We start from the raw sequence: 19,107 nt of genomic DNA, 5'->3' as shown, positions 1-19,107 counted from the left end.
GCGCACCGCTCCTCTAGCTCAACAGTCTCCGTCACCGGCGGACGATCGGCGCGGTCCACACCCCGTCCGACCGGCGGTTATTCCGGGCACTCGGCCCATCCCCGGCAACGACGCGGACCCGTCGGCCACCGGTTCCCCGTGCGGCGCGGGTCTCCGATCAGTTCCCGCCCCAAGGTCACGATTCGGAGGCGTACTCGACAAGGCCGTGTGAGAGGCGTCACTCTGTCATTCATCCACGCGGGGAGGCTTGGATGGGCAAGAGCCGCAGAACAATTCCCGAGGAACTCTTGTTGCTCGCACTGGACCCGACCACGGGTACCACGGCGCAGCCGCAGACCCTCGACCTCGGACTCGCCGGGGCACAGCTCGTCGAGCTGTCCCTGGCCGGCCGGATAGTCCCGGACGGAGACCGGATCGCCGTGGTGATGCCACGACCGACCGGCGACCCCACCCTGGACCACGCCCTGGAGCTGCTGCGCCGTCGCGGCAGCCCGGTACGTGCCGCGCACTGGATCGGCGGGCCCCGCCTGGGGCTCCGGCAGACCTACCTGGCGCACCTGGAACGGTGCGGCATGGTGGCGGCCGTGCCGGGCCAGGTATGCGGGGTCCTGCCGACGACGCGCTACCAGGCGTCGGACGACTGTACGAACGCTGCCATCAAGCAGCGTCTCGACACAGCCATCCGCACTGGCGTCCCACCGGACCCCAGGACGGCCGCACTGGCCGCACTGGCCCATGCGGTGGGGCTCGGAAAGCATCTGTATCCCGGTAACGAAGGCAGGTCCTCGCGGTCACGGCTGCGTGACCTGATCCGCTACGACCCGCTCGGCGGGATGGTCGCGCACGCCGTCATGGATGTGCAGAACGGCCTTCCGGCTCAGCAGGGCCGTGGCGGACCGGTGGCGGCCGGCACCAGCGGTCGGGCGCCCGCCCCCAGGAACGGCGCGGAGCCCGTCGACCGCGGCCGGCCGGCGGGAACCCACAGCCCGCTCGGCCGGGTCGGCGTCCGCTGACGTCCGTCCTGTCGCTGCGCCGTCGTGACGCTCCGCCGTCGTGACGTACAGCCGTCCTGACGGGCCGTCGAACTGACGGCCCACCGGACCGACGGCCCGCCGAGCACCCGCTCGGCAGCCCACGCCACCGGGCTGCCGGGCTCCGCCAGGGGGGAGCGCGCCACCGGCGCGCGTCCCACCGGGCGGCGCCGGACCGCCGGTTCACTCCGGTCACCGAAGACGGACCTCCGGACCTCTCGGGGCGGTCGCACGCGGCACATGCCGGGTGCGACCGCCCCTCCGTCGTGTTCGGTACCCGCCGTCGTGTTCGGCACCCGCCGTCGCGATCGAGGGCCCTTAGCACGACAGGGGCCTCTCGCGCAGCGGTGACGTGATTCCCCGGCGGTGATGTGATCCAAGGTGGCATGCTGCTCAGAACCAGGGGGTTGGGTACGAACACCGAAGAAGTCCGAAGCAGCACACCAGAAGTCCCGCCGGAGGTCGATGTGTCCGCCAGCATCAATCCCACCGTCCGCCGCAGGAGGTTGGGCGCCGAGCTGCGCCGTCTGCGCGAGCAAAAGGGAATGACCGCCGAAGAGGTGGCGCAGCGGTTGATGGTCTCGCAGTCGAAGATCAGCCGACTGGAGAACGGCCGCCGCAGCATCAGCCCGCGCGACGTCCGCGACCTCTGCGACGTGTACAACGTCGATGAGCCGCGGATGCGCAACAGCCTGATGGAGATGGCCAAGGAGTCGCGCCAGCGCGGCTGGTGGCACGAGTTCGGGGACATCCCGTACAGCGTCTACATCGGCCTTGAGGCAGAGGCCTCGTCCATCCGGAGTTACGAATCCTCGTTCATTCCCGGCCTGTTGCAGACCCGGGAGTACGCCGAGGCCGTCGTCATGGGCACCCAGCCGGACACCGACGCGGGCTCGATCCGCCGCCGGGTGGAGGTCCGGCTCAAGCGCCAGGACCGGATCTCCGGCGACGACCGGATCGAGAACTTCTGGGCCGTCATAGACGAAGCCGCGCTGGCCCGGGAGGTCGGCGGCGGCGCGGTGATGGGCGACCAGATGCGCCGGCTGCTGGAGTTGGGCGAGCAGCCGAACATCACCCTGCAGGTGATCCCGTTCGTCCGCGGGGCACACCCGGGGATGACCGGGACATTCTCCCTGATGGAGTTCCCGGAGTCTGCCGATTCCACAGTCGTCTACTTCGAAGGGGTGACGAGCGACCTCTACTTGGAGAAGGACGTGGACGTGCGCCGCTATACCGGACTCTATGACCACTTGAGGGCCGCAGCGCTCAGCGTCGCGGAGACCCGGTCATTGATCACCGACTATGCGGAGGCGTACCAGAAATGAGCATCAAGACCCTGACCGTCAACCCGGCTTGGCGCAAGAGCACGCACAGCGGCGGCAACGGCGCCTGCGTGGAGGTCGCGGTCCCGGAGTCGGCCGTGGTGGCTGTGCGCGACTCCAAGGACCCCGAGGGTCCGCAGTTGCGCTTCTCACCCGACGCCTGGGCCGCGTTCGCGACCGCCGCCGGCACCGGGGTCTTCGGTACCGTCTGATCAGCCCGTCCCGATCGCTCTGATCCGCCGTGGTGGGTGCACCCCACCACGGCCGTCAGCGCGGGTGGTTCAGAGCAGGCGCTTCAGAGCGGGTAGCGCTCGCGCCAGGCGTCGCCGGAGCTGTCCGGACCGTGCAGCTGCGGACCGTGGACGAGTTCGAGCACCAGGTCGTCGGCGAGCTGCAGCAGCGTCCCGCGACCCTCCAACTCGGCCACCCACTCGGCCGGTAGCGCGGTCTCCCCGTGCAGCGCTCCCAGCAGGCTCCCGCAGACCGTCCCGGTGGAGTCGCTGTCACCCGAGTGGTTCACCGCCAGCAGCAGCCCGGACCGGACGTCCTCGGCCACCAGCGCGCAGTACACCCCGATCGCCAGCGCCTCCTCGGCCACCCAGCCCTCCCCCAGCGCCGCCACCCGCTCCACGGACGGCGGCCCCGACCGGACGGCGTCCAGTGCCCCGCGCAGCGCCGCCGTGGTCTCCTCGTGCCCGGTCCGCTCGGCGAGCTGCGCCAGGGCGAGTTGGACGCCCTCCTCCAGCGTGCCGCCGCGCAGCACGGTGTGCACGATCACCGCGAGCGAGCCGGCGGAGAGGTAGCCGGTGGGGTGGCCATGCGTCAGGACCGAGCATTCCAGTGCGAGTTGGAAGACCAGCCCGGGCTCCCAGCCGAGCAGCAGGCCGAACGGCGCCGCGCGCATCACGGTGCCGCAGCCCTTGGAGTGCGGGTTCTTGGGAGCGTCCAGGGTGCCAAGACGCTCGGCGTCCGGTCCCGAGAGGCCGGACAGGCACGCCGAGCCGGGCGCGCGCTGGGCGTAGAGCCACTCCTCGCGGCCCAGCCAGCCGAGGTCCGGGCGGCGTTCGTCCGGCCCCCAGTCGTGCTGGGTGGCCGCCCAGCGCAGGTAGGCGCGGTGGACGTCGCTGGGCGGGTGCCAGGCGCCGGTGTCGCGCCGGACGTGGGCGCGGATCAGGCCGTCCACCGTGAACAGGACCATCTGCGTGTCATCGGTGACCGCGCCGCGCAGCCCGTACGCGGGGACGTAGCCCGTGACGCCCTGCGGGCCGTGCGCGGCCCGGATCTTCTCGATCGAGTCGAACTCGATGCCCGCGCCCAGCGCGTCACCGATCGCCCCGCCGAGCAGGCAGCCGCGCACCCGGCTGCGGTAGTCCTGCTGCTGGGCACGGGACCACAGGGGCATCTCTGGTGAGCCTTTCGCTGGGCGGTGGGAGGCGGCGGTGGGAGGCGCACGCGCGGAGCCGTTCGAGCGCCCCCGCACTGTATTCGACGGCCGTGACGAGATGGCGGGATCCCCGGAACATCGGCCACTGCCACTGCCACTGCCACCGAGTCTGACCATCGCCTCGATCCGCGCGACCTGCGCAGCCGGCTGTTGGCCAACTGATCGACACCGGCGCGGAACTGGAAATTCAAGTTCCCTTTGTTTCCGCATACAGATAAACGGTCGGCCGCAGTCCCTGGGGACTGCGGCCGACCGTTTATCTCAGATCAACCCATGGGTTGGCGTCAAGCCGATATCGAAATCAGCCCTGCGCGGCGTTCAACTTGGGGTTGGGACCGTACTGGTTATCGCTCGGCTGACCGTCGGAGACCGTGAAGACGAGGAGGATGATCCCGCCGATGAACGGGATCGCGCCGATGAGCAGCCACCAGCCGGAACGCCCCGTGTCGTGCAGGCGGCGGACGGCCACCGCGAGCATCGGGAGCAGGACCGCGAGCACGTAGATCCCGGTGATGATGCCAGTCGTGCCGAGGACCGCGTCGATGATTTCCGCGACGACCATGGCGATGGTGTTGAAAAGCGTGAACATCCAGTATTCCTTGCGGCGCGCCCGACCGCTGAAACCCGCGTAGTTCTTGAGTACTGCCAGATACCAGTCCACGACTGCCCCGTTCCCCTTTTTCCGTTCTGCTGAGCGTTGAGAACGTACGGCCTGGCCAAAGAGCGGTCAAGTGAATAGGTTCGACTTGATGCGCGACCGTGATTATTGCCGGGGGGGATTTGACGGGTTTGGGGTAGCTAGGGCGGAGTTCCAGGACGGAGCCCCGGGGCTCGCCTCGGTCACAGCACCTCGGCCAGCTCCCGCAGCAGCTTGGCCTTGGCCCGGGCGCCGACCATCGACTTCACCGGCTGACCGGCCCGGAAGACCATCAGGGTCGGCATCGACAGCACGCCGTACGCCGCCGGGGTCTGCGGGTTGCTGTCCACGTCCAGGCTGACCACCTTGAGCCGGTCCGCCTCCTCCACCGCCACCTGGGCCAGCACCGGGGCGATCATGCGGCACGGGGGGCACCAGGAGGCGGTGAAGTCCACCAGGACGGGGAGGGCCGACTCCAGTACCTCGGCCGCGAAGGTCTCGTCGGTCACCTCTGTGAGCTGTGCGGTCGTCGTCATGCGGGTAGCTCCTTCGACGTCTGGTGAGAGGACAACTCACAGCGCGGGTCGGCGCGTTCGGCGCCCAACTCGGCGCGGGCCAGCTGCGCCGCGACCTGCTCGCGCACCACGCCGAGCCGGGCCAGGCAGTCGTCCAGCTCGGCCAGCTTGCGGCGGTAGACCTCCAACGAGGCCGGGCATGAGTCCCCGGCGGGATGGCCTGCCTGGAGGCACTCCACGAACGGGCGGGTGTCCTCCAGCTCGAAGCCGAAGTCCTGGAGCAACCGGATCTGCCGCACGAGGTGGAGGTCCGCCTCGCCGTACGCCCGGTACCCGTTCCCGGCCCGCCGCGCGGTCAGCAGCCCGCGCGCCTCGTAGTAGCGCAAGGTGCGCGTCGTCGTCCCGGCCCGCTCGGCCAACTCCCCGATCCGCATCGGCCCCGCCTCCTACCCGTCGCTGTCCCACCGACGGTAGACCTTGCCCCTGACGTCAACGCCAGTCCGGGGTGCCGTCCTCCGGCGGATCCGCCGCTCCCTGCGCCTGAGCCATACCGCTCGCCTCGGCGATCGCTTCGACCTCCCGCCGATCGCGAGCACGCTGCCCTTGGGCGACATCGAGTTTGTCCCGCATCGCCCGCAGGCGCTCCGGGTCTGCGGCAACCTCGGGTGGCACCAGCGACATCGCGCCGCTGACATGCGCGCCATCGCCCAGGTCGGCGACGACATGCTCGGACCGGTCCTCGCGACCAGGCTGCATCGCGCCGATCAGGCCCATCACGGCGAGCAACTCCGCACGCACCTCGGAGGTGAAGAGCTCTCTCTCCTCATCGTCCATCCGCAGCCGCACCGTGCCGCCGCCGGCCTCGGACCACATGCGCAGGACGTCCATCAGCAGCTTGAACTGGGCCTGCGGCATCCGAGCCGCAAGGGCCTCGATGTAGAGCTCCAGCCGGAGGCGCGGCAGGTCGGCTGCGCTGTCATCACCATCGCTCAACTGGTCCTCCGGGGTGAGAGGTTCGAGGTTCGGAGCAGGGCCTCTCATTCCAGCACACCGGCGGATGGCCGAGCGCCGCCTTCGGGAAGCACGACTGTGGCCCCGGCACGCCGAGGCCACAGCGGTGGGGCGGGTCGGGGCGGGCTAGTTGTGGACGGCCGAGAGCCGGTCAGCGCCGGCTGCGGCGGCGAACGCGCCCCAGGCCGCGCGGGAGAAGCGGAGCGCGGGGCCGGCGGGGTCCTTGCTGTCGCGGACGGCGATGTCACCGGACAGCGGGGCACACTCGACGCAGTTGTCATTGGGGTTGCTTCGACTCGACTTCTGCCAGACCACAGGAAGGGCGGCAGCGACAGGGAAGTGACTCATTTGATCTCGTCTCTCTACTCGGCGAGGCTCAAACAGACGGCAGATCGCCCACCTTGATCGCGGCGACGAAGGCACACCAGGCGTCAGCGGGAAAAGAGAGCACCGGCCCGTGCAGGTCCTTGGAGTCGCGTACCGCCTGGCCGTTGGCGACCGTCCGAGCAGTCTCCACGCACTCGCCACCCTGCTGGGAGTACGAGGACTTCCTGAACGATGACACGATGTCGGGCGAGCTCACAGCGGTCTTTCTCCCTGGCTTAGTCCTGCGGGAGCCGCCGGAACGCGTCCTCCAGGAAGTTCAGGGTCTGTTCCGGCGTCCACGCAGTCGATCTCAAGGTGTCAAGCGCATAGGAGTATAAGTTCAACTCCTCTTCCACGGCTAGAAGGTTGATGAAGCCCTGAAGGGTCAGTCGTGGACGACCGAGAGCCGGTCAGCGCCGGCTGCGGCGGCGAACGCGCCCCAGGCCGCGCGGGAGAAGCGGAGCGCGGGGCCGGCGGGGTCCTTGCTGTCGCGGACGGCGATGTCACCGGACAGGGGGGCGCACTCGACGCAGTTGTCCTGCTCGTTACTCCGACTCGACTTCTGCCAGATCACCGGCAGGGAAGCGGCGTTGGGGAAGTAGCTCACTTGATCTTGTCTCTCTTCTCGATGATGAGACCGAGCGAGTCATCGAGGTTCAGAGCTGTCGCAATGATCTCGTTGAAGCCCACTCGGTAGACCTCCACGCGGCCAGGGTCCTCCACCCACTCGCTGGCCACATGACTTGGCGTCAGGACGACATCAAGGGCACGCGTTGGAAACTCCAGAAGCGTGAAAGCGCCGTTCATGCCCGGGTGCGGAGGTGCCGAGGAGTCCATGATCTGGACGTTGATATTCGGGCTGCTGCTCAGGCTGATGAGCCTGTCGAGCTGGTCGACCATCACCCCATGGCCCACGTTGGTCGAGAGCGCCGACTCATGGATGACCGACCACATCGCAAGCGGGTTCTCCGTCCGGGTCAGGACGGCCTGCCTTGCGATTCGGACGTCAACCATGGCCGGAATGCCTGCCAGGTTGGGACTCAGCTTGGAGAAGATCGCCTGCGCGTACGCCCGCGTCTGGAACAGTCCCGGGATGAACGATGCCTCATACGACTTGATGCCGACGGCGCTTGCCTCCAGGGTGATCAGGTCGGTGTAGAGCGGGTTGAGCGCATCGCGGTAGCCCTGCCACCAGCCGCGTCGGCCCTTCTCCCTGGCGATCTCCAGCAGGGTGGTCTTGAGATCACCGTCGCAGCCATAGAGGTCGAGCAGTGCCTCGACCACCTCCGCCTTGGGATTGGCGACGCGGGCGTTCTCGTAGCGGCTCAGCTTCGGAAGGTTCATGCCGGGAAGTCGACTGATGACCTCCTCCGCGGAAAGATCCTTCTCCTCACGCAACCGGCGTAGCTCGGCTGCGATGCGCCGGTGTCGCACCGTAGGCACGTCGTTCATGGCCACGCCTTACATCCCTCCCGACCTGTCACGGGACCAGTCTGCCCGGCGGACCGGCCCTTCGCCACTGTCAACCCGACTTCTGGGTAGCCGAATTCAGGTTCGAATTGAATGTTTTCACATTTTGCTGACGCGCTTGCACGAAGAGGAGCGGAGGGGTCATGCTGAGCGTGACGGGAAGCAAGCAGAGAGTGGCGCGCTTCCCGCGAATCCTGGTGCCCAACCACATCTGACAGGCCGCGACTGGACCATCGAGTTCCGAAATCCCCTGGAGCCTCTGACGGTCAGTCACTCAGGTGCGTGCGTGCCTCACTAACGCACCCGCACCCATTCCCTTACCGGTGATCCCGTTCCCACAGGGGGCGTTCGCATGTCCGAGACCCTGAACCTCACTCCTGCACCAACCGGCGAACAGCACTGCTGGCTGCCCAACAGTCGGCGTGCGCCGGGGTTGGCCCGGCGGCTGTTGCGGGAGCTGCTGGACCGCGTCGAAGGTGGTCAACGGTTTCTCGATGACGGGGAGTTGGTGCTCTCCGAGCTGGTCACCAACGCGCTGGTGCACGGCACCAGAGCTGACCGGCTGATCTGGATCGGGCTGCGCGTCAACAGCTCCGAGCTCTGGATCGCCGTCGAGGACGCGTGCACGGATGCTCCGCAGCTGGCCTGCGAAGGGCTGGCGGAGTCCGGGCGGGGGCTGTTGCTCGTGCAACAGCTCTCGCTCTCCTGGGGCTTCGGACCTCGGAAGGGGATCGGGAAGCGGGTGTGGAGTGTGGTCGCGCCCGGGCGGCAGAACTGAGCGCCCCTGAGGGCAGGGCTGCCCTCAGGGGCGCTACGTCAGTTGGCCTTCCAGGTCAGCGGGGTGTTGTCCTTGTTCATCCACAGCACGTACTTGACCGGCGTGGCCGTCGGGGCCAGGTAGACCGCGCACTCGTGCTCGGTCTGGCCCTTGACGAAGTTGGCGCCGCCCTGCGGGACATCGCTGGCGCACTTCGAGAAGGCGCCGATCAGGTCGATCTTGGAGGCCTGGGTCTGGGCGTCGACCATCGCGCGCAGCTGGAGGTTGAAGTACGGCTCGAAGATGCCGTTGCCTCCCTCGTGGGTGTAGCTGACCGTGACGTAGTACGGGGTCTTGCCCGCAGTCTGGTCAGGCTTGAGGTCGAAGCTGGCCAGGTCGGCGATGTCGCCCTTGACCACCTTCACCGGGCCGATGGAGAGCGAGATGTCGCCCGCCGTACTGTCGTTGAAGACGCCCTTGGCCTGCGCGCCGGCGGCCAGCGCGCCCGGGAGGTCACCGCCCGGAGCCGCGCTGTTCGGGTCGGTCGGGGCGGTGGCGGGCGCGGACGGTGCGTCGGACGGCGCGGGCGCGGCGGAGTGGAACGACTTGCCGGACGAGGCCGCCGCGGACGGTGCGGCAGTGCCGTTGCCGGTGACCGAGGTGTCGTCCGGGCCGCAGCCGGTGAGCAGCAGCGCCAGCGCCGCGGTGGGCACGGCGACGCGCAGAAGCGTGCTGGTAAGCGTGTTGGTGTACGTGTTGGTGCGCATGAAACTCAAATCCCCCATGAAGAAAACCATTTCAGGCGCGGGGGGACAGAGCTGCGCCGTGCTTCACGGTCCGCCACTGGCTCCCCCGGCTCCCCGGCGAGCGCGCAGCGCGCACACCGGGGACTGCTACCGCAACTGCTGCGCGGTACCGCCGAGCGAAGAGTTTAGTGGCTGGTCAGGACCGTTGATCGACTGTTCCACCAGTCGAAGTTCATCCAGACGAGGTCTCCACTATCTCCACTAGTCGAGCACCGGCAGCAGCTCGGGCAGGTGGCCGTCGGAGGCCAGCGCCGCCGCGCGGCGCTCGGCCGGGACCTCGCCGTACGTGGTGGTGCGTTGACGCGAGGGGCGGCCGGCGGACTCGGCGATGGCCTCCAGGTCGCGGATGGACTGGTAGCTCCCGTACGCCGAACCGGCCATCCGGGAGATGGTCTCCTCCATCAGCGTGCCGCCCAGGTCGTTGGCGCCGGAGCGGAGCATCTCCGCCGCGCCCTGCGCTCCCAACTTCACCCAGCTGGTCTGGATGTTGGGGATGCGGGTGTGCAGCAGCAGCCGGGCCATCGCGATCACCGCGCGGTTGTCGCGGTGCGTGGGGCCCGGGCGGGCGATGCCGGCCAGGTAGACCGGGGCATTGGTGTGGATGAACGGCAGGGTGACGAACTCCGTGAACCCGCCGGTCCGTTGCTGGATCTCGGCGAGCAGGCGCAGGTGTCCGAGCCAGTGCGCCGGGGTGTCCACGTGCCCGTACATCATGGTGGAGGACGACCGGATGCCCAACTCGTGCGCTGCGGTGACCACTTCGATCCAGGTGGCGGACGGCAGCTTGCCCTTGGTGAGCACCCAGCGGACGTCGTCGTCGAGGATCTCGGCCGCCGTGCCGGGGATGGTGTCCAGGCCGGCCTCCTTCGCCGCCGCCAGCCAGTCGCGGATCGAAAGCCCGGTCCTGGTGGCCCCGTTGACCACCTCCATCGGCGAGAAGGCGTGCACGTGCATGCCGGGGACGCGCTCCTTGACCGCCTTGGCGATGTCGAAGTAGGCGGTGCCGGGCAGGTCCGGGTGGATGCCGCCCTGCATGCAGACCTCGGTGGCGCCGACGTCCCAGGCCTGCGCGGCCCGGTCGGCGACCTGGGAGAGCGAGAGGGTGTAGGCGTCGGCGTCGGTGCGGCGCTGGGCGAAGGCGCAGAAGCGGCAGCCGGTGTAGCAGACGTTGGTGAAGTTGATGTTCCGGGTGACGCAGTAGGTGACGGTGTCGCCGACCGCGTCGCGGCGCACCGCGTCGGCGATCGCGCAGAGCGCGTCCAGGGCCGGTCCATCGGCGTGGAAGAGGGCGAGCGCCTGGTCGTCCGTCAGCTTCAGCGGGTCGTCGGCGGCCACCGCCAGCGCCTCGCGGACGTCGCCGGACAGCCGCTCGGGGGCCATCGCGCCGACCTGCTCACGCAGGGCCTCCCAGTCGCCGTAGACGTCCTCGAAGTCGGCCCGGCGGTCGCCGGTACGGCCCTCGGTGTCGATCGTGCGGTGCAGGTCGGTGCGGCCGGAGGCGGCGGGCAGCTCCTCGGGCTCCTGCCAGGGCCGGCCGACGGGCAGCGCGTCAGGGCGGGCCAGCTTGGTCACCGGGTCGGCCAGCGCGTCGACGTGCGGCATGATCCGCGGGTCGAGCCAGGGTTCGCCGCGCAGCAGGTACTCGGGGTAGACCGTCAGGCGCTCGCGCAGCTCGAAGCCGGCGGCCGCGGTGCGGGCGGTCAGGTCGTCGATCTGCGGCCAGGGGCGCTCGGGGTTGACGTGGTCGGGTGTCAGGGGCGAGACGCCGCCCCAGTCGTCGATGCCGGCGTCGATGATCAGCTGGTATTCACCGTCCAGCAGGTTCGGCGGCGCCTGGACCCGCGCGGACGGGCCGAGCACCACCCGGGCCACCGCGACGGCGGCGGCCAGCTCCTCCAACTCGGCGTCCGGCATGGCGCGCATCGCGGTGTCCGGCTTGGCCCGGAAGTTCTGCACGATGACTTCCTGGATGCCGTGGTACTGCCGCGCGATCCGGCGGATCGCGAAGAGCGAGTCGGCCCGCTCCTCGTACGTCTCGCCGATGCCGATCAGGATGCCGGTGGTGAACGGGACGGCGCTGCGCCCGGCGTCCTCCAGCACCCGCAGCCGGACGGCCGGCTCCTTGTCCGGCGAGCCGTGGTGCGGGCCGCCGGGCTCCGACCAGAGGCGGGTGGCGGTGGTCTCCAGCATCATCCCCATCGAGGGGGAGACCGGCTTCAGACGCTGGAAGTCGGTCCAGCTCAGCACCCCGGGGTTGAGGTGCGGCAGCAGACCGGTCTCCTCCAGCACCCGGATCGACATCGCGCGGACGTACGCGAGGGTGTCGTCATAGCCGTGCGCGTCCAGCCACTCGCGGGCCTCGGGCCAGCGGTCCTCGGGGCGATCACCGAGCGTGAAGAGCGCCTCCTTGCAGCCCAGCGCGGCACCCTGACGGGCGATCTCCAGCACCTCGTCGGGTGACAGGTAGAGCCCGTGGCCGTCCTTGCGAAGCTTGCCGGGCACGGTCACGAAGGTGCAGTAGTGGCAGCGGTCCCGGCAGAGCCGGGTGAGCGGGATGAAGACCTTCTTCGAGTACGTGATCACCCCGGGGCGACCGGCCTGGGCCAACCCCGCGTCGCGCACCCGGGCGGCGCTCGCGCACAGATCGCGCAGGTCCTCGCCGCGGGCCTGGAGCAGCACGGCCGCCTCACCGACGTCCAGAGCCACCCCGTCGCGGGCCCTTCGCAGCACCCTGCGCATGGCGTTGGCGGTCGGTGCATCAGCGGTCGGCCCCGGTCGGCGCTCGGCATCCATGACGTGACCCTACGCCAGCAGGAGTACCCGCCACGCCCGATAACCCTGAGGTGGGATCAGGGTCACCTGCGCCCCTGGGCGTACACGCATTTGCCTCTCCAGGGCGATGCCCCGCCCGGCCGAAGGGACTCTAATGGGTGCAGGACGATCGGGATCGCAACGGAGGGGCTGACACGATGACGGAGTACGCGGGCTTCGAGGGTGAGCAGGGCGGCGAGGTCTACCGGTCGCGGCGCCGGGCGGCGATGCGGCTGCTGGTTCCGGTGGCCGTCGCCGCCGTCGCGGTGGCGGGGGTGAACCTGGTGCCGGCGCTGGCCAGCGACGGATCCCCGACCCTGCCCCAGCTGACGGCGGAGCAGCTGATCGCCAAGGCACTCGGCTCCAACACCCAGCAGCTGAGCGGCACTGTCCAGGTCTCGACCGATCTCGGCATCCCCGCCCAGGTGCTCGACATGGTGGGCCACGGCGGCGGCGCCGCCGCGGAGGTGGCCGGTACGGCGGGTGCGGCCGGCGGCAGTGGCCAGGCCCAGCAGCGGAACAGCGCGGCGGCCGACCCCGAGGCCAAACTGAGCGCCCTGCTCGCCGGCTCGCACACTCTGCGGGTGGCCGTGGACGGGCCGGACAAGCAGCGCGTCGCCCTGGTCGAGAGCCTGGCCGAGTACGACGTGATCCACAACGGCAACCAGCTCTGGGCCTATGACAGCGAGAGCAACCAGGCACTGCACCTGACGGCGCCGCAGAACGCCGCCGGGGCCGCGCACCGTCCGTCGACCGCCCCGCGCACCGGCGCCCCGCACACCGGCGCGCCGCTCACCGGTGTGCCGACCACCCCGCAGGAGGCCGCCCGGCAGTTCCTCGCGCAGAGCGCCGACAGCTCGACGGTGGTGATGGACGGCACCGCCACCGTGGCCGGGCGCAGCGCGTACGAGCTGAGCGTCAAGCCGAAGCAGTCGGGCTCCACGATCAGCCAGGTGCGGATCGCGGTGGACTCGGCGACCGGCACACCGCTGGCCGTGGTGGCCACCGGGGCGAGCGGCAACACCATCCTCGACATGCACTTCAGTGACGTCTCGTTCGGCGCGCCCTCGGCCAAGACCTTCGACTTCACACCGCCCAAGGGCGCCACGGTCACCCAGCAGACGCCGGGCCAGGACAAGAACGCGAAGGCCAAGACTCCGCGGGACACCGCGCCGGGCAAGTCCGCGCTGGGCGAGCCGAAGCTGATCGGCACGGACTGGACGACCGTGGTCTCCTTCCAGCTCCCCTCCGACGAGGGCTCGGCCGCCCTGTCGAGCACCGCGCAGGGCAGGAAGGGCCGGCTGGCCGGCGGGCTCAGCTCCTCGGCGCTGCTCAAGTCGCTCGGCAAGCCGGTCGCCGGCGGGACGCTGATCAGCACCCAGGTGGTCAACGTGCTGATCACCGACAGCGGCCGGGTCTACGCCGGCGCGGTGACCCTGCCCGTGCTGCAGAACGCGGCCGGGGTGAAGTAGCAGTGACGCACTCGCCACTCATCGAGGTCGCGGCGACCGCCGCGGACGGTCCGGTCGCCGCAGCGCCCGAGGCCCCCGCGGCCGGCCCCGCGGTGATCCGGACCACCGGCCTGACCAAGCGGTTCGCCGGCGGCCAGCTCGCCGTGGACGCACTGGACCTGACCGTCCCGCGCGGCAGCGTCTTCGGCTTCCTGGGCCCGAACGGCTCCGGCAAGACCACGACCATCCGGATGCTGATGGGGCTGATCGCCCCGACCTCGGGCGTGGCGACGGTGCTCGGCTCCTCGATGCCGCAGTCGGCGGGCAGCGTGCTGCCGCGGGTGGGTGCGCTGATCGAGGGGCCGGCGCTCTACGGGTTCCTCTCCGGGCGCGACAACCTGGTCCGCTACGACTGCGCCGACCCGACCGCCGACCCGCGCACCAGGTCGGCCCGGGTCGGCGAGGCACTGGACCGGGTGGGGCTGACGGCCGCGGCGGGCAAGAAGGCGCGGGCGTACTCGCTGGGGATGAAGCAGCGCCTCGGCCTGGCCGCCGCCCTGCTCCAGCCGCGCGAGCTGCTGGTGCTGGACGAGCCGACCAACGGTCTCGACCCGCAGGGTATGCGGGAGATCCGGGCCCTGATCCGCGAGTTGGCGGCCGAGGGCACCACGGTCTTCCTCTCCTCGCACCTGCTGGACGAGATCGAGCAGGTCTGCACCCACGCGGCCGTGATGTCCAGGGGTCGCCTGCTGGTGCAGGGCACCGTCCCCGAGCTCGCGGCGCGGGCCCAGGGCCGACTGGTGGTGCGCACGCCGGATGCCGCGCGGGCGGCCGAGGTGCTGGCGGCCCGTCAGGTGACCGACTTGCGGGTCGCCGAGGGCCGGGTGGACGGCGAACTGGCCGCCGCCGGCGAGGAGCCGCTGCCCGGGCTCTGCGCGGCGCTGGTCGAGGCCGGCGTGCGGGTGCGCGGCTTCGGGGTCGAGCGGGGCACGCTGGAGGACGCCTTCGTGGCGCTGACCGGGGAGGGATTCGATGTCGCGGGTTGAGGTGGCGAAGGTCGAGGCAACACAGGTCGAGGCGGCACAGGTCGCGGTGACGCAGGCCGAGGCGGCGCCGCGTCGGCAGCCGTCGATGGCGCCTGGTGTGCGGCCGCAGACGGCGACGGGCCTGCTGGCGCTGTTCCGCAACGAACTCACGCTGACCTTCCGCCGGACCAGGACGATCGCGCTGCTCGGGCTGCTGGCCGCGCTGCCGGTGCTGATCGGCGTGGTGGTGAAGATCGAGACCGGTGACATGCGCGGCGGCGGCGCCGGGCCGGCGTTCATCGCCCAGGTGACCCAGAACGGGCTCTTCCTGGTGTTCACCGCACTCGCGGTCGCGCTGCCGGTCTTCCTGCCGATGACGGTCGGCGTGGTGGCCGGCGACTCGATCGCCGGCGAGGCCGCCACCGGCACACTGCGCTACCTGCTGGTCGCGCCGGCCGGGCGGACCAGGCTGCTGGCCGCCAAGTTCACCGCGGCGATCACCTTCTGCCTGGCGTCGACGCTGGCGGTGGCACTCTCCGCGCTGGCCACCGGCGCCGCGCTCTTCCCGGTGGGCGATATGACGCTGCTCTCCGGCGACTCGATCGGCCTGGGCCAGGCGCTGCTGCGGGCCCTGCTGATCGCCGCGGTGGTCGCGCTGTCGCTGGCCGGGCTGGCGGCGATCGGGCTGTTCGTCTCCACCCTGACGAGCAGCGGGATCGCCGCGATGGCGACCACGGTCGGGCTGGTGATCCTGGTGCAGATCCTGGACAGCTTCCCGCAGCTGCACGCCATCCAGCCGTGGCTCTTCACCCACCAGTGGCTGACCTTCGGCGACCTGCTGCGGGCACCGATGTACTGGGATGGGGTGCTGAACAACCTGGGGTTGCAGGCGCTCTACGTGGCGGTCTTCGGCTCGGCCGCCTGGGCCCGCTTCACCAGCCGGGACATCACGGCCTGACGGCTGCGGCGTCCGCCGCGCCGGCGTCAAGTGCGGCCGGTACTCCGCTCGTCGGGGTACCGGCCGCCGCCGCGCGCAGCTGCCCGAGCCGGGCGCGGTCGGCGCGCATCCGGCGCAGCGCGTCCCAGGTGAGCAGCGCCAGCGCGACCCAGACCAGGGCGAACCCGGCCCAGCGGGCCGGCGGCATCGACTCGTGGAAGACCGTGATGCCGATCAGGAACTGGAAGATCGGCGCCAGGTACTGCAGCAGGCCGAGCGTGGAGAGCGGGACCCGGATCGCCGAGGCGCCGAAGCAGAGCAGCGGGATCGCGGTGACCACCCCGCTGAGCATCAGCAGGCTGGAGTGGCCCGCGCCGTGCCCGAGGGTGGCCTGGCCGCGTACGCCGAGGTAGACCAGGTAGCCGAGGGCGAAGGGGAAGAGGAACGCGGTCTCCACCGCGAAGCTCTCCAGCCCGCTCAGGGCGACCTTCTTCTTCAGCAGCCCGTAGACCGCGAAGCTGAACGCCAGGGTGAGCGCGATCCACGGCAGCCGGCCGTAGCCGATGGTCAGCACGACGACCGCGAGCGCGCCGACGCCGACCGCCACCCACTGCGCGCGGCGCAACCGCTCGTGCAGCAGCAGGACGCCGAAACCGATCGTGACCAGCGGATTGATGAAGTAGCCCAGGCTGGTCTCCACCACGTGCCCGGAGTTCACGCCCCAGATGTAGACGCCCCAGTTGAGCGAGACCGCGGCGGCGGCCAGCCCGGACAGCGCGATCCGGCGCGGCTGGCGCAGCAGCGGGCGGATCCAGGACCAGTGCCGCCGGGTGGTCAGGATCGCGGCCACCACGATCAGCGACCAGACCATCCGGTTGGCCAGGATCTCGCCGGAGCCTGCGGGCTCCAGCAGCGGCCAGTAGAGCGGGAAGAGCCCCCACATGCCGTACGCGGCGGTGCCGAGCCACACGCCGCGGGTGGAATCTGCCTGGGGTTCCTGCGGCATGACTGCCCTCTCCTCCACCCGTCGCACGTTGGTCGAGCCGAACGGTAACGGGCGAGGAGCGGGTTGTCATCTCCGTTCTCACTCTTTGGTCATGACAGCTTGGCCATGACAACGCCTGGCGGACAACACCTGGCGGCGCTCAGGCCTGGAGGGCGGCCTTGATGGAGTCGGCGAGCGGCGTGGTCGGCCGGCCGATCAGGCGGGCCAGGTCGCCGGTGGTCCCGGCCAGCTCGCCGCGGACGATGCCGGCGTCCACGTCCACCAGGAGCCCGGCGAAGCCCTCGGGCAGGCCGGCGCCGATCAGGACCTTGAGGTGCTCGTCGGCCGGCACGTTGTGGAAGGCCACGGCCTTGCCCGCCTGCGCGGACAGCTCGGCGGCGTACTCGGCGAAGCTCCACGCCACGTCGCCGCTCAGCTCGTAGCTGCGGCCCGCGTGGTTCTCACCGGTCAGCACCGCCACGGCCGCGGCCGCGTAGTCCCGGCGGGCCGCCGAGGCGATCCGGCCCTCGCTGCTGCTGCCGACGAGCGCGCCGCGCTCGACCGCGTCCGCGGCGTGGGCGGTGTAGTTCTCGCTGTACCAGCCGTTGCGCAGAAACACGTACGGCAGCCCCGAGGCGAGGATCGCCGCCTCGGTCACCTTGTGCTCGTCCGCCAGCCGGATGCCGGCCGCGTCGCCGCCGAGCACCCCGGTGTACGCCAGCAGGCCCACGCCGGCAGCCTTGGCCGCGTCGATCACGGCCTGGTGCTGCGGCACCCGGCTGCCGACCTCGCTGCCGGAGATCAGCAGCACCTTGTCACCGCTCGCGAAGACCCCGGCGAGCGTCTCGGGCCGGCTGTAGTCGGCGGTCCGGACGTCGACACCGCGAGCGGCGAGGTCGGCGGCCTTCTCGGCACTCCGCACGACGACGGCGAGGTCGCTCGCGGGGACGGCGGCCAGCAGGCCCTCGACGACCAGTCGGCCCAGCTGTCCGGTGGCACCGGTGACAACGATCATTGCTACTCCCTCATCGGTTCGTTGACGCCAACCCTAGGAGTAGTACTCACTATTCGAAAGTACCCACTTCGAAGTAGGGTACTTACATGAAGGTAATGACGGAGTCACCGCTACTCGGCCGGGTCGGGGACATCAACGACCGGATGTGCCCCTCGCGCGGGGTGCTGGAACACGTCACCAGTCGCTGGGGCGTCCTGGTACTGGTGGCACTGCTGGAGCGCGGCTACCGGTTCAGCGAACTGCGCCGCCGGGTGTCCGGGGTGAGCGAGAAGATGCTCGCGCAGACCCTGCAGGCGCTGGAGCGCGACGGTTTCGTGCGCCGCGAGGCGCACCCGGTGATCCCGCCCCGGGTGGACTACAGCCTGACCCCGGCGGGCCTGGAGGCGGCCGACCTGGTCAGCGCACTGGCCCACTGGGTCGAGCGGCAGATGCCGACGGTCACCGCGGCGCGCGCCGAGTACGACGCGCGCTAGCGACGCGCGCTATCGGCGCGCGTCCTCGGGGCCGTCGCCGCCGACCGGGCGAAGGCGCAGCAGCCAGCGGGCGTCGGCGGCCGCGGTGACGACGACCAGCCCGGGGCGCGGCACGCAGAGCACGTCCAGGCCCTCGCCGGTGCCGTGGACCAGCAGCTCGGCGGTCCCGCGCAACCGGCTGTCCTCCTTCGCTCCGCAGGCGCAGTCCGAGCCCGCCAAGCAGCCGCAGACGAACCGCGCGGACCAGGACCGCGAGGTCTCGATGTGCACCGCCACCTCGCGCGGCGCGGGAACATTCAGCAGGAAGAGGTCCGTGCCGGTCCCCTCGCCCTCCCCCTCCAACTCGGCGAGCTCTGCGGGGGCGCTCAGCCGGACGGACCACGCGCGCTTCCCGTAGTTGCCGGTCACCTTGAGGTGGGTGGCCTCACGGTCGAGCAGCACGCGGATTCGCTGCGGACTCGGCTTGTCCCACACCTCGACGATCTCGTCGAGGGTGCGCACCCGGTCACGGGTGCGGATCATCGGGTTGATCTTGAGATGGCCCCCCGCCGCCACGATGACCTCCGCCACAGCGGGGGCCCCAGGCTGCGGGAGTTCAATCGGGATCTCCTCCACCGTCTCGGTGTCCTCGGTCCGGGTGCCCGCGTAGTGGAAGGGCTCGCCGTGACTGGGCTCGACCACCAGATGGCGGGCGTCCTGCGGCCCGGCGGGAGCAAGCCGGGCGAGCCCGTCGGCCGGCACTGCATCGGCCGGCTCGGCCGCGCGGCGGGCCTCCAGCTGGAGCAGGGCCGAGTGCACGGAGGCCAGCGCGCCGGCCCGGTCGACGGGGGCCTGCTTGACCAGCCGTACGGCCCGAGCCGGAGCCGGGCCCAGCGCGGCCCGCGCGGCGTCCGCCGCGGCGGCGGCGGTCAGCGCGGCCTTGGTCGCGGCCTCCAGCGCCGCTCGCGTCTCGGCGTCGCGCCGCGGGCGCAGGATCTGCGCGGTGACCAGGCAGCCCAGCAGAAAGGTGGCAACGCTCAGCACAGTTCCCCCGGAAAGCCGATCCGATCGT

Annotated in this window: 22 protein-coding genes; 8 read left to right on the top strand and 14 right to left on the bottom strand. The window is 70.6% G+C overall.

The genetic code is table 11. The features are described 5' to 3' along the window. Nucleotides 1-251 precede the first annotated feature (251 nt). From P3T34_RS23285 to P3T34_RS23275, 3 genes are all read left to right on the top strand, one after another. Nucleotides 252-1,013: a GPP34 family phosphoprotein gene (locus P3T34_RS23285; protein WP_280667979.1), complete on the top strand. Its 762-nt coding sequence runs from the start codon at nt 252-254 to the stop codon at nt 1,011-1,013. Between the two features lie 485 nt (nt 1,014-1,498). Continuing rightward, nucleotides 1,499-2,356: a helix-turn-helix transcriptional regulator gene (locus P3T34_RS23280; protein WP_280667978.1), complete on the top strand. Its 858-nt coding sequence runs from the start codon at nt 1,499-1,501 to the stop codon at nt 2,354-2,356. Next, the gene (locus P3T34_RS23275; protein ID WP_280667977.1) at nt 2,353-2,565 is read left to right on the top strand and encodes a DUF397 domain-containing protein; all 213 of its coding nucleotides are present in this window, start codon (nt 2,353-2,355) and stop codon (nt 2,563-2,565) included. Before P3T34_RS23280 ends, P3T34_RS23275 begins: the two co-directional genes overlap by 4 nt. Before the next feature lie 83 nt (nt 2,566-2,648). Here the strand turns inward: P3T34_RS23275 and P3T34_RS23270 are convergent, their stop codons facing one another. The 9 genes from P3T34_RS23270 to P3T34_RS23230 form a co-directional block, all read right to left on the bottom strand. After that, the gene (locus P3T34_RS23270; RefSeq protein ID WP_280667976.1) at nt 2,649-3,755 is read right to left on the bottom strand and encodes an ADP-ribosylglycohydrolase family protein; all 1,107 of its coding nucleotides are present in this window, start codon (nt 3,753-3,755) and stop codon (nt 2,649-2,651) included. Nucleotides 3,756-4,098: 343 nt separating this feature from the next. Next, nucleotides 4,099-4,458, bottom strand: coding sequence for a DUF805 domain-containing protein (locus tag P3T34_RS23265; RefSeq protein WP_280667975.1), 360 nt, complete (start codon nt 4,456-4,458; stop codon nt 4,099-4,101). 179 nt (nt 4,459-4,637) lie between these two features. After that, nucleotides 4,638-4,970 carry a thioredoxin gene (gene trxA, locus P3T34_RS23260; protein WP_280667974.1) on the bottom strand — a complete coding sequence of 111 codons (333 nt, stop codon included), beginning with the start codon at nt 4,968-4,970 and terminating at the stop codon, nt 4,638-4,640. Further along, nucleotides 4,967-5,383 (bottom strand): MerR family transcriptional regulator, encoded by a 417-nt coding sequence (locus tag P3T34_RS23255; RefSeq protein ID WP_280667973.1) that lies wholly within the window; start codon nt 5,381-5,383, stop codon nt 4,967-4,969. The genes trxA and P3T34_RS23255 overlap by 4 nt, the downstream gene beginning before the upstream one ends. Before the next feature lie 55 nt (nt 5,384-5,438). Then, nucleotides 5,439-5,942 (bottom strand): hypothetical protein, encoded by a 504-nt coding sequence (locus tag P3T34_RS23250; protein ID WP_280667972.1) that lies wholly within the window; start codon nt 5,940-5,942, stop codon nt 5,439-5,441. A gap of 144 nt (nt 5,943-6,086) precedes the next feature. Further along, nucleotides 6,087-6,308, bottom strand: a complete 222-nt coding sequence (locus tag P3T34_RS23245; RefSeq protein WP_280667971.1) for a DUF397 domain-containing protein — start codon at nt 6,306-6,308, stop codon at nt 6,087-6,089. A gap of 28 nt (nt 6,309-6,336) precedes the next feature. Beyond that, nucleotides 6,337-6,543 (bottom strand): DUF397 domain-containing protein, encoded by a 207-nt coding sequence (locus P3T34_RS23240; RefSeq protein ID WP_280667970.1) that lies wholly within the window; start codon nt 6,541-6,543, stop codon nt 6,337-6,339. A gap of 168 nt (nt 6,544-6,711) precedes the next feature. Beyond that, entirely contained in the window at nt 6,712-6,933 is a 222-nt protein-coding gene (locus P3T34_RS23235; protein ID WP_280667969.1) for a DUF397 domain-containing protein, read from the bottom strand. After that, complete coding sequence (locus tag P3T34_RS23230; RefSeq protein ID WP_280672318.1) at nt 6,930-7,778, bottom strand: helix-turn-helix transcriptional regulator; 849 nt, start codon at nt 7,776-7,778, stop codon at nt 6,930-6,932. The genes P3T34_RS23235 and P3T34_RS23230 overlap by 4 nt, the downstream gene beginning before the upstream one ends. Nucleotides 7,779-8,148: 370 nt before the next feature. Between P3T34_RS23230 and P3T34_RS23225 the strand changes: the two genes are divergently transcribed. Continuing rightward, nucleotides 8,149-8,574, top strand: coding sequence for an ATP-binding protein (locus tag P3T34_RS23225; RefSeq protein ID WP_280667968.1), 426 nt, complete (start codon nt 8,149-8,151; stop codon nt 8,572-8,574). 38 nt (nt 8,575-8,612) lie between these two features. Here the strand turns inward: P3T34_RS23225 and P3T34_RS23220 are convergent, their stop codons facing one another. Both P3T34_RS23220 and P3T34_RS23215 read right to left on the bottom strand, forming a co-directional pair. Continuing rightward, nucleotides 8,613-9,320, bottom strand: a complete 708-nt coding sequence (locus tag P3T34_RS23220; protein ID WP_280667967.1) for a hypothetical protein — start codon at nt 9,318-9,320, stop codon at nt 8,613-8,615. 240 nt (nt 9,321-9,560) lie between these two features. Beyond that, a complete protein-coding gene (locus P3T34_RS23215; protein WP_348534757.1) occupies nt 9,561-12,098 on the bottom strand; it encodes a bifunctional FO biosynthesis protein CofGH in 2,538 nt (845 codons plus the stop codon). A 230-nt stretch (nt 12,099-12,328) separates the two neighbouring features. Between P3T34_RS23215 and P3T34_RS23210 the strand changes: the two genes are divergently transcribed. The 3 genes from P3T34_RS23210 (at nt 12,329) to P3T34_RS23200 (ending at nt 15,604) form a co-directional block, all read left to right on the top strand. Next, entirely contained in the window at nt 12,329-13,642 is a 1,314-nt protein-coding gene (locus tag P3T34_RS23210; protein ID WP_280667965.1) for a DUF2092 domain-containing protein, read from the top strand. 92 nt (nt 13,643-13,734) lie between these two features. Beyond that, nucleotides 13,735-14,667, top strand: a complete 933-nt coding sequence (locus tag P3T34_RS23205) for an ABC transporter ATP-binding protein (protein ID WP_280672316.1) — start codon at nt 13,735-13,737, stop codon at nt 14,665-14,667. A gap of 85 nt (nt 14,668-14,752) precedes the next feature. Further along, nucleotides 14,753-15,604 (top strand): ABC transporter permease, encoded by an 852-nt coding sequence (locus tag P3T34_RS23200; protein WP_280672314.1) that lies wholly within the window; start codon nt 14,753-14,755, stop codon nt 15,602-15,604. On the opposite strand, the gene rarD is transcribed toward P3T34_RS23200, so the two are convergent. Further along, complete coding sequence (gene rarD / locus P3T34_RS23195; RefSeq protein WP_280667964.1) at nt 15,594-16,589, bottom strand: EamA family transporter RarD; 996 nt, start codon at nt 16,587-16,589, stop codon at nt 15,594-15,596. The genes P3T34_RS23200 and rarD overlap by 11 nt on opposite strands. A gap of 139 nt (nt 16,590-16,728) precedes the next feature. Further along, a complete protein-coding gene (locus tag P3T34_RS23190; protein WP_280667963.1) occupies nt 16,729-17,583 on the bottom strand; it encodes an SDR family oxidoreductase in 855 nt (284 codons plus the stop codon). 86 nt (nt 17,584-17,669) lie between these two features. On the opposite strand from P3T34_RS23190, the gene P3T34_RS23185 reads away from it, so the two are divergent. Next, nucleotides 17,670-18,056: a helix-turn-helix domain-containing protein gene (locus P3T34_RS23185; protein ID WP_280667962.1), complete on the top strand. Its 387-nt coding sequence runs from the start codon at nt 17,670-17,672 to the stop codon at nt 18,054-18,056. Nucleotides 18,057-18,065: 9 nt separating this feature from the next. Here P3T34_RS23185 and P3T34_RS23180 read toward each other — a convergent pair whose 3' ends face one another. After that, on the bottom strand, nt 18,066-19,079 hold the full coding sequence (locus P3T34_RS23180) for a hypothetical protein (RefSeq protein ID WP_280667961.1): 1,014 nt from the start codon (nt 19,077-19,079) through the stop codon (nt 18,066-18,068). Nucleotides 19,080-19,107: the final 28 nt, after the last annotated feature.

Origin of the sequence: Kitasatospora sp. MAP12-44, from assembly GCF_029892095.1 — a bacterium.
Lineage (GTDB): Bacteria > Actinomycetota > Actinomycetes > Streptomycetales > Streptomycetaceae > Kitasatospora.
The sequence above is the reverse complement of the archived record's forward strand: the minus strand, read 5'-3'. Positions and strand labels throughout refer to the sequence as shown.